This window comes from Streptomyces prunicolor NBRC 13075, from assembly GCF_000367365.1.
In the GTDB taxonomy this organism is placed as follows: Bacteria; Actinomycetota; Actinomycetes; order Streptomycetales; family Streptomycetaceae; genus Streptomyces; species Streptomyces prunicolor.
The window spans coordinates 131,089-143,847 of record NZ_BARF01000059.1 but is presented as its reverse complement, the minus strand read 5'-3'; the positions used below and the strand labels follow the sequence as shown (position 1 = coordinate 143,847).

Below are 12,759 nucleotides of genomic sequence, written 5' to 3'. Positions count from 1 at the left end.
GACGGGACGTTTCCTCGCACCGGCGCGACCGCTCATCCTGCCGTATCCGGACGGGGAGTTCGTACCTCGCCCGGGGCTGTGAGCACGGCTTTCAGACGATTCCCTCGGCGAGTTCGGCCTGGTCGCGGTCGGAGCCGTAGGCGGCGGTGGTCGGTGTGCCGTACGAACGGCGGGCGACGTACCACCACACACTGGCCAGGATCAGTACGACGGCGAGGGCGATGGACGCGTAGTTCATCGAGTCGATCGTCACCGGCGAGGACTGCGGCAGGCAGAACAGCACGGTCACGCAGGCCACCCACACCACCGCGACCCAGCCGACCGGCCTGCTCCAGCGGCCCAGGCTCCATGGACCCGGCTGAAAACGGTCCCCCGCGCGCAGCCGCAGGAACACGGGGATGGCGTACGCCGGGGTGATCCCGATGACGTTGATCGCGGTGACCGCGCCGTACGCCGTCGCCGAGTAGAGGGACGGCAGCGCGAGCAGCGCGGCGGCCACCACCGCCAGCCATACGGCGGCCACCGGGGTCTGGGTGCGGGGGCTGACCCGGCGCCACAGGGCCGAGCCGGGCAGCGCCTTGTCGCGGCTGAACGCGAAGACCATGCGGCTGGCGGCGGCGACCTCGGCGTTGCCGCAGAACAGCTGGGCGACGATCACCACGAGGAGCAGGGCGCTCGCGCCGTCCGTGCCCAGTCCGTCGAGGAGGATCTGCGCGGGCGGCACCCCGGTGCTGCTGTTCTGGGTGCCCGCGTAGTCCTGGATCGCGAAGGTGAGGCCCGCCAGGAGCACGAAGCCCGCTATCCACGAGACCCAGATGGAGCGGACGATGCCGCGTGCCGCCGACACCGACGCGTTCGACGTCTCCTCGGACAGGTGCGCCGAGGCATCGTAGCCGGAGAAGGTGTACTGAGCCAGGAGCAGGCCAATTGCCGCTACGTACACCGGGTTTGACCAGCCGGTGTCGTTCACGAACTTCGTGAACACGAAGGACGCGGACTGGTGGTGGTCCGGGACGATCACCAGCGCGCCGACGATCACCGCGACTCCGGCCAGGTGCCACCACACGCTGATCGAGTTGAGGACGCTGACCAGCCGGACGCCGAAGAGGTTCAGTAACGCGTGCAGCAGCAGGATGCCGAGGAAGATCAGCATCGTCTTCCCGGGGGTCGGCGCGAAACCCCACTGGATGCTCGCGAAGGCGCCGGTGAACAGGGCCGCGCCGTAGTCGATACCGGCGATCGCGCCCAGCAGACCGAGCAGATTCAGCCAGCCCGTGTACCAGCCCCAGCGCCGGCCGCCGAGCCGGTCGGCCATGTAGTACAGGGCGCCCGAGGTCGGGTACGCGCTGGTGACCTCCGCCAGCGAGAGGCCCACGCACAGCACGAACAGGCCTACGCCCGCCCAGCCCCACAGCATCACGGCGGGGCCGCCCGCGCCCATGCCGAAGCCGTACAGGGTCATGCAGCCGGACAGGATCGAGATCACCGAGAAGCTGATCGCGAAGTTGCCGAAACCGCCCATCCGGCGGGCGAGCACCGGCCGGTAGCCGAGTTCGCGCAGGCGCTGTTCCTCGTCGTGCTGTGGATCTCCGGGCGGAACGGACGGTTCGGGGATGACGGACGACATGACGGAACCTCCAGGGGTAGGGGGTGCGGGGGTCTCAGGGGCGCCCGCCGGAAACGCCGGCGGCCCGGCAGCGCGCGCGGGCCTGCACGAACACGTCCGTCGCCTGCGCCGGATCGCCCGGCTGCGGGGTGCGGTAGGCCCACGGCACGGCGGTGTAGTACGGGCCGAGCGCGTCGAACACCCGGGCCGCGTCCGGGAATTGGAGCGCGCCCCACAGCGCGTGGGCGAGATGGTTGAGGTCCAGGAGCGAGCGCTCGGCCATGTGCGTGTGCTCAAACCAGAGGTGGAAGGCCCGGCCCGCCTCACGGCCGGCGTCCTCCGCCACCCAGTGCAGATCGAGGGCGGCATCGCGCCCGCCGCCGCGCCGGTACCGCTCGACCCGCACATACAGTGGCAGCACGTGCAGTGCGGAACCCCGCGGCGCCGACTCCGCCGCCCACTGCGCGTAGCCGACCGCCTCCGCCAGCCGCCCAGTGGACCCACGCGCGTAGAGGAACTGCAGCATCCGGTGGTGGGCCTCGCGGTTGAACGGGTCACGCCGGTCGGCCTCGGCCAGCAGCCCCCACGGGCCCGTCGGCAGCATCGGCGCCGGAGGCTCGGCCCGGTGCTCGTCCCAGCGCTGGTCCCGGTCGATCTGGGCGAGCGCCAGCAGGCACACCCACGGCACCGGATCGTGGGGCGCGATCTGCGTGGCGCTGTCGCTCGCGTCCCAGGCTTCGACCCACAGTTCGTGCGTACGACGGTGCTTGGCGCGTTGGGCCCGCAGCGCGCGCTCCACGGCGACCCGGGCGTGCATCACCGCGGCCGGCACACTGTGCGGCTCCTCCGCGAGCCAGGCCCGCACCACGTCGGTACCGGCCGCCGCTGCCGCCAGGACCTGGGTGCGCTGCGTCCACTGCCACCACTGAGCGGTGTCGGCGAGCAGACCGCGCATCGACATCCAGCGCCCGGTCCGCAGATCCTGCAGCGCCGCGCGCAGCGCCGCGTCATGACCGGCGGGATCGTAGGCGGGACGCGCCCCTTCTCGCGCCATCAGCCGCCCGCCGTACGACGGTTAACGGGCATGACGGCAGGGTGGAGTAACAACAGCCCTCCTCCGGGCGGCGGTCAAGGAGATCGCCTTGGTCCGCGGTCACTATAGAGGCGCGCGTTCCGCATCGCGGCAGGTTTCACGGTCGTCCCCAACTCGTCAGATATATCTTCGAGTTGACTACAAATCAGCAATGCTTGACGTGCGGTGCGGACCGACGGCAGGCTGTCGCGAAGTGATCTACGGGAGGGGTGGTATGACGGGTCCGGTACTCGCCGTCGACCAGGGCACATCCGGCACGAAGGCCCTGGTGATCTGTCCCGAACGCGGCGTGATCGGCACCGGGTTCGTCTCGGTGGGGACCCGCCGAGGACCGGGCGGCCTGGTCGAGGCCGACCCCGAGGAACTGTACGAGTCGGTGATCATCGCCGGCCGCCGCGCACTCGCCGAGGCCGACGAACCCGTGACGGCACTGGGCCTCGCCAACCAGGGCGAGACCGTCCTCGCCTGGGACCCCGACACCGGAATGCCGCTCACCGACGCACTCGTCTGGCAGGACCGGCGAGCGGAGAGCGCCTGCGCCGAACTCACCGAGCACGCCGACGAGTTGCGCCGGCTGACCGGCCTGCCGCTCGACCCGTACTTCGCCGCACCCAAGATGGCCTGGATCCGCCGCCATCTGACCCGCGACGGCATGGTCACCACCAGCGACTCCTGGCTCGTCCACCGCCTCACCGGCACCCACGTCACCGACGCCGCGACCGCGGGCCGCACCCAACTCCTCGACCTCGACAAGGCCACCTGGTCACCCCGCGCCCTCGACCTCTACGGCCTCTCCGGGGAACGCCTCCCCGGTGTCGTCGACTGCGCCGAACTCATTGGTACGACAACGGCGTTCGGCGCGGAGATACCCCTCACCGGCCTCGTCGTGGACCAGCAGGCGGCCCTCCTCGCCCAACGCATCACCGCGCCCGGCGGCGCCAAGTGCACCTACGGCACAGGGGCGTTCCTCCTCGCGCACACCGGCGACACACCCCGGCGCGGCGACTCGGGCCTGGTCAGCTGCGTGGCGTGGCGGCTCGGCGGACGGACCAGCTACTGCCTCGACGGACAGGTGTACACCGCCGCCTCCGCCGTACGGTGGCTCACCGACCTCGGCGTCATCACCGGCGCCGCCGACCTGGACCGGGTGGGCGGCGCGGTACCGGACACCGGTGGGGTCACCTTCGTACCCGCCCTCGCCGGGCTCGCCGCCCCCTGGTGGCGCGGCGACGTACGCGGCTCGCTCACCGGCCTCGGCCTCGACACCACCTCCGGAAACCTGGTGCGCGCCCTGTGCGAGGGCCTGGCCGCGCAGGTAGTGGAACTCGCCGAAGCCGCCGCGACCGACCTCGGCACACCCCTGGACGTGCTCCGCGTCGACGGCGGCCTCACCCGCTCGGCGCTGCTCATGCAGACGCAAGCCGATCTCCTCCAGCGCCCCGTCGAGGTCTCCGCGTTGCCGGATGCGACCGCCCTCGGCGTGGGCGCCCTGGCCCAACTCGGCGCGGAGCCCGGGCTGACGCTCGCCGACGCCCTGCCCGACTGGAAACCCGCCGCCGTCTACGAACCGCGCATCACCCCCGACCACGCGGTCGAACGCCTCGCCGCCTTCCGCACCGAAGTGACGGCACTGCTCGACCGGACCCCCGTATGACAGTCACGGTCAACGGACCACTGCCGCCCGGGAGTTACGACGTGACGGTGGTCGGCGCGGGAGTGGTCGGCTGTGCCATCGCCCGCGAACTCGCCCGCCGGCCGCGCCTGCGCGTGGCCCTCGTCGAGGCCCAGGACGACGTGGGCCAGGGCACCTCGAAGGCGAACACCGCGATCCTGCACACCGGCTTCGACGCGGTACCGGGGTCCCTGGAAGCCCGCCTAGTCCGCGAGGGTTCGCGCCAACTCGCCGCGTACGCCGCCGAGTCGGGCATCGCCGTCGAGCCGGTGGGCGCGCTGCTGGTGGCCTGGGACGAGGAACAGCTCGCCGCGCTACCGCACTTGGCGGAGAAGGCCGTACGGAATGAGTACGGTGACGCTCGTCCTGTCGACCGTCCCGAACTGTACGAACGTGAACCGCATCTCGGCCCGGGAGCGCTCGGCGCCCTGCACGTGCCCGGCGAGAGCATCATCTGCCCCTGGACGACGACACTGGCGTACGCGACACAGGCGGTGCACCACGGAGTCGAACTGCACCTCAACTCGCCGGTCACCGACGTCAGTTGGCGAGACGGTACACACACGCTCACCACCACCCGGGGCACCCTGCGCACCCGCCACCTCGTCAACGCGGCCGGACTGCACGCCGACACCCTCGACCGACACCTGGGGCACCACGACTTCACCGTCACCCCGCGCCGGGGCCAGCTGATCGTCTTCGACAAGCTCGCCCGCGACCTGCTCCACCACATCCTCCTGCCCGTCCCCACGGCACTCGGCAAGGGGGTTCTGGTCACCCCGACCGTCTACGGCAACCTGCTGCTCGGCCCCACCGCCGAGGACCTGGACGACAAGTGGGCGACCGGCTCGACCGCCGAGGGGCTCGCGCTGCTGCGGGAGAAGGGCGCCCGCATCCTCCCCGCGCTGCTCGACGAGGAGGTCACCGCCGTCTACGCCGGACTGCGCGCCGCCACCGAGCAGGACGACTACCGCATCACCGCCCACCCCGAGCAGGCATACATCACGGTGGGCGGCATCCGCTCCACCGGCCTGACGGCGTCCATGGCCATCGCCGCGCACGTCACCGAGTTGCTGGCCGGTACGGGCCTCGACCTGGGCCCGGCACGGGACCTTGGACCGGTCCACATGCCGAATCTCGGCGAGGCCCACCCGCGCCCCCATCAGAACGCCCAACTCGTCGCCGCCGACCCGGAGTACGGCACCCTCGTCTGCCACTGCGAGCGTGTCTCACGCGGCGAGATCCGGGACGCGCTCGCCAGTACGGTGCCACCGCGCAACCTGGACGGACTGCGTCGGCGGACGCGGGCACGGGCGGGGCGTTGTCAGGGGTTCTATTGCGGGGCGGCGGTACGGGCGCTGTTTGAAGGGAGCCGGGCATGATTCAGCGGGGACGCGCGGTGGGCGGCGTGCGCCGCGCCGGGCTTGTCGCGGGCTCGGTCGCGGCCGGTCGCGCTCACGGGACCTCCGTATGCCCCCCTTCCGAATTCGCCCAGCCGTGACCCGCCCCGCACGCGAAGTGGACGTCCTGGTGGTCGGCGCCGGACCCGCGGGACTCGCCGCCGCCGCGCGCCTCGCCGTTGCCGGAGTCGCCCGCGTCGAAGTCCTGGACCGGGAGCAGCAGGCCGGGGGAGTGCCCCGGCACTGCCACCACGGCGGCTTCGGCACCTGGACGCATCCGCTCACCGGGCCCGCGTACGCCCGCCTGGTGCTCGCCGCCGCCGCGCGGGCCGGTGCCGTCGTCCGTACCGGGATCACCGCCCTCGACTGGGCGGGGCCGTCGGCCCTGAACACCGTTGGACCGCAAGGCCCGGAGACCATCCACGCGGCAGCCGTCGTCCTCGCCACCGGTGCCCGCGAACGGCCGCGCGCGGCCCGGCTGGTGCCGGGGACCCGCCCCAACGGGGTGTACACCACAGGGGAGTTGCAGCAGGCGGTGCATCTCCACGGGCAGCGGATCGGCACCCGGGCCGTCGTGGTCGGTGCCGAGGACGTCTCCTATGCCGCCGCCGACACCGTGCGGGAGGCCGGAGCCCAGGTCGTCGCCATGGTCACCGAGTTGGACCGTTCCCAGACGACCGTCGCCCGCACCCACAACGCCCGCCTCCGCCACCGCATCCCCCTCCTCACCGACACCACGGTCACCGAACTCCTCGGTCACGGGCGGCTGTCCGGCGTCCGCGTCCGGCACCGGGACGGCCGTACCGTGCAACTGGTCTGCGACACCGTCGTGTTCACCGGTGACTTCGTGCCCGACCATGAGCTCGCCCGGCGGGGGTGCCTGGAACTGGATCCCGGCACCCGGGGCCCCGCCGTCGACGGGGCTCTGCACACCTCACGGCCCGGTGTGTTCGCCGCCGGTAGTCTCCTGCACCCCGTCGAGAGCGCGGCCACCGCCACCCGCGAGGGGGTCCGGGTCGCCGCCGCCGTTCTGGAGAGCCTCGCCGGTGCCGAATGGGCCCGCCACACCGTGCCGTTGCTCGTCGAGCCGCCCCTGCGCTGGATCGCCCCGAACCGGGTCGCCCCGGGCGACGACCACCCGTACGTCCTGCGCACCTCGGCCCTGGTGAACCGGCCGGTCCTGCAAGTCGTCCAGGACGGGCGGCTGTTGCACAAGGAGTGGCTGGGGACAGCCGTACCGAACCGCACACTGACCCTGACGGCGGAATGGACCCGGCTCGTCGACGTGACGGGCGGGCCGGTGCGGGTGACGCTCACCGAGCGCTGAAGTTCGGACAGCCGGGCGGTGAACTTGCCGCAATGGGTGGCTACTTCGCGCATTCCCTGTTTGTCGGGGCCCGCCGTGTCCCGATACGACGATGACCGACGCAACCGCGACAACGACCGTCCCGGCCGTTCAGGTGCGCGACCGGGCCACCTGGGCGGAGCTCTTCTTCGATCTGGTCCTCGCGTTCGGCGTGGGCCAGATCGCGCACCTGCTCGCCGGACACGCCACCTGGCCCGTGCTCGGACAGTGTCTGCTCGTGCTCGTCCCGCTGTGGTGGGCCTGGGTGGACGTCGTCATGGCGATGAACGCCGTGCACGAGACCAGCCTGCAACGGGTGTTCCTGATGCTGACCGCACTCGCCGTCTACGGCATGGCGGTTGCCGCGCCACAGGCGCTCGACAACCGGGAACAGGCCCTGCTGTACGCGGGCAGCTACCTCGCCCTCCGACTGCTCATCGGCGAGGCCATCCGCAGAGAGTGCGCGCTCTACACCATCCACCCCTACCGCGCCGGACTCGCCTTCGCCCTCGTGCTGTTCGGCGCCGCCACCCTCCCCGCCCCCTGGCGCGAGGTGTGCTGGGCGGTCGCCGTGGTCGCCGAACTGGCGGCGCCCGTCCTGCTCAGCGGCCATCTGCGGCGACTTGCCTTCGGTGTCAACCATCTCCCGGAACGATTCGGCCTGTTCATCATCATCGCCCTCGGCGAGAACATCTTCTCCGTCGGCGCCGGAGTCGCCAAAGGACCGCTCGACCCGGTCAGCCTGACCGCGCTCGTCCTCGCCTTCCTCATCGGCTGCGCCCTGTGGTGGCTCTACTTCCACCTCGTCGCCTCGGCCGTCGCCCACGCCCTGCGCACCCACTCGACCCCCGCGATCGTCGTCCGCGACGTGCTCAGCTACGGCCATCTCGTCCTGGTCGCCGGGCTGTTGCTGGTCTCCGTCGGCGCCGTACGCACCGTCCACGACCCGCTGCGCGTCCCGCACTCCGGCACCGCCGGACTGCTGCCCGTCGGAGCCGCCCTGATCCTGCTGACGTTCTGCTACACCCGCCGCCGGATGTTCGGCGCCGCGTCCGCCACCCGCTTCTACTGCGGCCTCGTGCTGCTGGCCGCCGCCGCGGTCGCACCCCTCCTGCCGGCCCTCGCCGTACTTGCCTCAACCGCCCTGCTGCTCCTGCTGGTCAACGCCGTGGAGCACTGGCTGATCAGCTCCGGCCGCAGCGTGCCGCTGGTGCTGCGCTCACGCGCCTTCGGCGCGACCTGACGTAGTGCGGGGGCGGACCTCGGGCAGTGCCGGGGTCCTCCTCGCGGCGCGCGCGACGGTCCCTGGACCGCTCCTACGGTCACCGCATGCACCTTTCCCGCTCGGAAGAGGAGGTGGCGTGATGCCCTCCCGCAACAGCGCCTTACCGGCCTTGCTGTCACTCTCACTGGGCTACTTCAGCCTGGGGACGATCTCGCTGGCGGTCGTCGGCCTGAACGGTCCGATCGGGGACGATCTGCACGTCGAACCCGCCTCGGTGGGCATACTCGTCACCGTCTTCGCGCTGACCTTCGCGGTCTTCGCGCCCTCGGCCCCCATCCTGCTGCGCCGCTGGAACCGCAAGCGCGTCCTCCTCGTAGGCATCGGGCTGCTCACCGTGGGCGCCGCGCTCGGGGCCGTAGCGCCCAACTACGGCTTCCTGACGGCCACTCGGGTCCTCGCCGCGATGGGCGCCGCCGTCTTCGGCCCCGGCGCCTCGGCGGCCGGTGCGCTCATCGTCCCGACGGAGCGCCGACAGCGGGCCCTGGCCACCGTCTTCGGCGGGATGACGGCCGCCGCCGTGCTCGGTGTGCCGCTGGCGTCGTTCCTGGGCGGCAGCCTCGGCTGGCGTCCGGCGCTGCTCGGCGTGGCCGTGCTCTCCGCGATCGCCTTCGTGACGGTGTTCGTGTTCGTCCCCGAGATCCCGACCGGCGAACCGCCCACAGTGCAGGCCTACCGGGGTGCGCTGCGCACCCCCGCCACCGTGGCCACCGTCTCGACGACCCTCCTCTTCATGGCCGCCCAGTTCACCGTCTACGGCATCGCGGGCGCCTATCTCAAGGACCGCTTCGACGCGTCGTCCGGACTGATCTCGGTGACCCTGCTCGCCTTCGGCGTGATCGGTGTCGCGGGCAACGCGTCCGCGCCGAGGATCGCCGAACGGCTGGGCGTCGAACGGACGGTGGGCCTCGCCGTCATCGGACTCGCCCTGGGCTTCGCCCTGTTGCTGGTCGCCCCGCACTCCACGGCCGGGCTCGTGTTCTTCGCGTTCTGGGCCTTCTTCAGCCAGCTCTACCAGGCCCCGCAGCAGGCCCGGCTGGTCGAACTGGTGCCTCTGCAACCGGGGTTGATCCTCGCCCTGAACGCCGCCGCGCTCTACCTCGGGATGAGCCTCGGCAGTTTCATCGGCAGCTCGCTGCTGCCGGGCGTGGGCGCGGGCCCCATCCCGGCCGCGGCTCTGGGCGTCCTCGTCCTGGCCGCGCTGGCCCATCTGCTGTCCGTCCGGCAGGCGTCGGCGGCCAAGGTCGCCGAGCAGTCCGCCACACCTGTACACATCAGTTAGCCAAGGAGAACTCATGAGCAGCCACCAGGTGCACTTCGTGCGCGACTACCTGGAGACCGTCTGGAACCAGGGGCAGACCGACCTGGCCGACAAGTACCTGGCCGCGGACCTCATCCAGCACAACCCGAACCTGCCCGACGGTCGCAAGCCGCTGGTCGAGTTCATCGAGGGCTTCCGCAAGCAGCTCCCCGAGGCACGGTTCGAGATCAAGCGCGCGGCGGGCTCCGGAGACCTGGTCTTCGTGCACACCCACTTCCGCGCCACCTCGACGGACCGGGGCTCGGCCGTCGTGGAGATCTTCCGGCTCGAGAACGACCTGATCGCCGAGCACTGGGACGTCCGCGACGAGATCCCGGAGACCACGGTCAGCGGACACGACGTCGTCTGACCCCCCTCAACTCCTGCCGCCCAGAAGGCTCCTGGCCTCCTGGGCGGCAGTTTTTTCGCCCCCCATTTCGCCCCCCCATTTCGCCCCTCCACTTTTCGTTCGCCCACCACGAGATGCAGGAGACAGCAGTGACACCACAGCAACCGGACCGGCGCTCGTCCGCCGGACTCACCCGACGCGGACTCCTCGGCACCGCCACCGCCGCAGGGATCGCCGCGGCCGTAGTCCCCACCCGCGCCATGGCCGCCGACAGTACGGTCACGGACACCACCGCCCCCGCCGCGGTCACCGTCGACGCCTCGGACACCCGCTATCTCGACCTCACCTCCCGCGGCTACAACGCGAGATTCGTCGCCGCCCCCGACTCGATACGCCTCGTCCACACCACCGCGCAGGTGGTGTCCGTCGTCCAGGCGGCGGTCGACGCCGGCAAGCGCATCGGCGTACGAGGCGGCGGTCACTGCCTGGACTCACTGGTCGACGACCTCGACGTACGGATACTCGTCGACATGTCGGAGATGGACGCGGTCCACTACGACCCCGCCCGACGAGCCTTCCTCGTCGAGGGCGGCGCCACCCTCGGCCACGTCTACCGCACCCTGTACCTGGAGTGGGGCGTGTCCCTGCCCGGCGGGACCTGCCCGACCGTGGGCGTCGGCGGACACGTCACCGGCGGCGGCTACGGCGCGATGTGCCGCCAGTACGGCGCCGTCGTCGACCATCTCTACGCCGTCGAGGTCGTCGTGGTCGACGCCTCCGGCACCGCCCGTGCCGTCGTCGCCACCCGCGAGGCCGACAACCCGCGCCGCGACCTGTGGTGGGCCCACACGGGCGGCGGCGGTGGCACCTTCGGCATCGTCACCCGCTACTGGTTCCGAGCCCCGGACGCCACCGGCACCGACCCCTCCACGCTCCTGCCCAGACCGCCGAAGACCCTCCTGAAGTCGACGGTCGCCATCAAGTGGACCGACCTAACGGAGGCCGCCTTCACCGCGCTGATCGCGAACCACGGCGCCTGGCACGCCCGCAACAGCGTCGCCGGCTCCTCCTACGACAGTCTGCACAGCGTCCTGATCCTCTACAACCGCGTCCAGGGCAGCCTCGTCCTCAACACCCAGATAGACGGCACCCGTTCGGATGCCTCGGCCCTCCTCGACGCCTACGTCGCCGCGGTCACCGGCGGCATCGGCGTGCCGTACACCGACGCCCGCTCCTCCTGGCCCTGGCTGAAGACGACTCTCAAGGACCCCTACGACACCGGCCTTTACAGCCGCACGAAGTCCAAGGGCGCCTATCTGCGCCAGGGTTGGTCCGCAGCCCAGGCCAAGACGCTCTACGGCTACCTCTCCGACGCCGCCTACGACGGGCACGCCGGCATCCTGCTCTACTCCTACGGCGGCAAGGTCAACACCGTGTCGCCCACGGCCACCGCGCTGGCCCAGCGGGACTCGGTCCTCAAGGCCAACTTCACGACGTACTGGCCGGACGCGGCACAGGACGACCGGCACGTCGCCTGGATGCGCGCTCTGTACCGCGACCTCTACGCGGACACCGGCGGGGTGCCGGTGCCGAACGACACCAACGACGGCTCCTACATCAACTACCCCGACACCGATCTCACCGATCCGGCCTGGAACACCTCCGGCGTGCCCTGGCAGACCCTGTACTTCAAGGGCAACCTCGCCAAGTTGCAGCGGGTGAAGGCGACTTGGGATCCGGGCAACGTGTTCCATCACAAGCTGTCCGTCACCGCGAGCTAGCACTCGCACACCACGAAGCCCCCGCCTCGCGTGCACGAGGCGGGGGCTCGGTGTTGCGATGGGCTGCTCAGCTGCCCAGGTCGGTTGCTTCAGCCGCTCAGGTCGGCCGGGAAGCTCACCCCGGTCAGCGACTCGCTCAGCGCGCGCAGCCGGGCGCGGTCGCGCTCGTCGTAGGCCTGGGCGCCCGCACGGGACCGCTGGGTGCGGTTGAAGTAGGTACCCGTGACGTCGTCGAGGGAAGGGTCGGTGATGAGGCGCAGGGTGCTGTGCACGCCCTCCTCGACCGTGGACTGCGGGGTGAAGAGGTTCACGACCATCTTGGTCGGCATGTACGACGCCGGGTGCAGGGCGTTGGCCGTCACCCCGGTGCCGCGCAGCCGCTCGGCCAGGTCGAAGGTCAGGCTGATCTGGGCGAGCTTCGCCTGGCAGTAGGCCTGCACCCCGTCCCAGTTCCGCTCCAGCATCACGTCACGGAAGTTGATCGGCGCCTGGCCCGCGGAGCTGACGTTCACGATGCGGGCCGGGGCCGAGCGGACCAGCAGCGGCGCGAGCCGGCAACTGAGCATGTAGGCCGCCAAGTAGTCGACCTGGAAGGTGAGTTCCAGGCCGTCCTGGCTCTCCTGGCGGGCCAGCTCGACCCCGATGCCGGCGTTGTTCACCAGCGCGTCGAGCCGGTCGTGCGTGGAGAGGATCCGGTCGCCGAGCTTGCGGATGTCCTCCAGCGAGGAGAAGTCGGCCAGCTCGTAGCTCAGCCTGTCGTTGCCGGTGGACGCGCGCAGTTCGGACAGCAGCTCCTCGCCCTTGGTCGCACTGCGGCCGTGCAGGATCAACGACGCCCCCTGCGCGGCGAGTTCACGGGCCAGCTCACGGCCCATGCCGTCGGTGGCGCCGGTGAGGAGGATGGTCTGGTCGGGGACGGGCCTCATGGTGG

Annotated in this window: 10 protein-coding genes; 7 read left to right on the top strand and 3 right to left on the bottom strand. The window is 71.2% G+C overall.

The window, feature by feature from the left end:
- Positions 1-91: 91 nt before the first annotated feature.
- Both SPR02S_RS26785 and SPR02S_RS26780 read right to left on the bottom strand, forming a co-directional pair.
- Entirely contained in the window at positions 92-1,627 is a 1,536-nt protein-coding gene (locus tag SPR02S_RS26785; RefSeq protein ID WP_019060091.1) for an amino acid permease, read from the bottom strand.
- A 34-nt stretch (positions 1,628-1,661) separates the two neighbouring features.
- Entirely contained in the window at positions 1,662-2,660 is a 999-nt protein-coding gene (locus tag SPR02S_RS26780; protein WP_019060090.1) for a hypothetical protein, read from the bottom strand.
- Positions 2,661-2,913: 253 nt separating this feature from the next.
- On the opposite strand from SPR02S_RS26780, the gene SPR02S_RS26775 reads away from it, so the two are divergent.
- The 7 genes from SPR02S_RS26775 (at position 2,914) to SPR02S_RS26745 (ending at position 11,828) form a co-directional block, all read left to right on the top strand.
- Positions 2,914-4,353 (top strand): FGGY family carbohydrate kinase, encoded by a 1,440-nt coding sequence (locus SPR02S_RS26775; RefSeq protein ID WP_019060089.1) that lies wholly within the window; start codon positions 2,914-2,916, stop codon positions 4,351-4,353.
- Positions 4,350-5,753, top strand: a complete 1,404-nt coding sequence (locus SPR02S_RS26770; protein ID WP_019060088.1) for an FAD-dependent oxidoreductase — start codon at positions 4,350-4,352, stop codon at positions 5,751-5,753. The genes SPR02S_RS26775 and SPR02S_RS26770 overlap by 4 nt, the downstream gene beginning before the upstream one ends.
- 115 nt (positions 5,754-5,868) lie before the next feature.
- Positions 5,869-7,098, top strand: a complete 1,230-nt coding sequence (locus SPR02S_RS26765) for an NAD(P)/FAD-dependent oxidoreductase (RefSeq protein ID WP_019060087.1) — start codon at positions 5,869-5,871, stop codon at positions 7,096-7,098.
- 91 nt (positions 7,099-7,189) lie between these two features.
- Positions 7,190-8,359, top strand: a complete 1,170-nt coding sequence (locus SPR02S_RS26760) for a low temperature requirement protein A (RefSeq protein ID WP_019060086.1) — start codon at positions 7,190-7,192, stop codon at positions 8,357-8,359.
- 121 nt (positions 8,360-8,480) lie between these two features.
- Positions 8,481-9,680 carry an MFS transporter gene (locus SPR02S_RS26755; protein ID WP_019060085.1) on the top strand — a complete coding sequence of 400 codons (1,200 nt, stop codon included), beginning with the start codon at positions 8,481-8,483 and terminating at the stop codon, positions 9,678-9,680.
- 13 nt (positions 9,681-9,693) lie between these two features.
- Positions 9,694-10,068, top strand: coding sequence for a nuclear transport factor 2 family protein (locus tag SPR02S_RS26750; protein WP_019060084.1), 375 nt, complete (start codon positions 9,694-9,696; stop codon positions 10,066-10,068).
- A gap of 128 nt (positions 10,069-10,196) precedes the next feature.
- Entirely contained in the window at positions 10,197-11,828 is a 1,632-nt protein-coding gene (locus tag SPR02S_RS26745; RefSeq protein ID WP_019060083.1) for an FAD-binding oxidoreductase, read from the top strand.
- Positions 11,829-11,917: 89 nt separating this feature from the next.
- On the opposite strand, the gene SPR02S_RS26740 is transcribed toward SPR02S_RS26745, so the two are convergent.
- Complete coding sequence (locus tag SPR02S_RS26740; RefSeq protein ID WP_019060082.1) at positions 11,918-12,754, bottom strand: SDR family NAD(P)-dependent oxidoreductase; 837 nt, start codon at positions 12,752-12,754, stop codon at positions 11,918-11,920.
- Between the last annotated feature and the right edge of the window lie 5 nt (positions 12,755-12,759).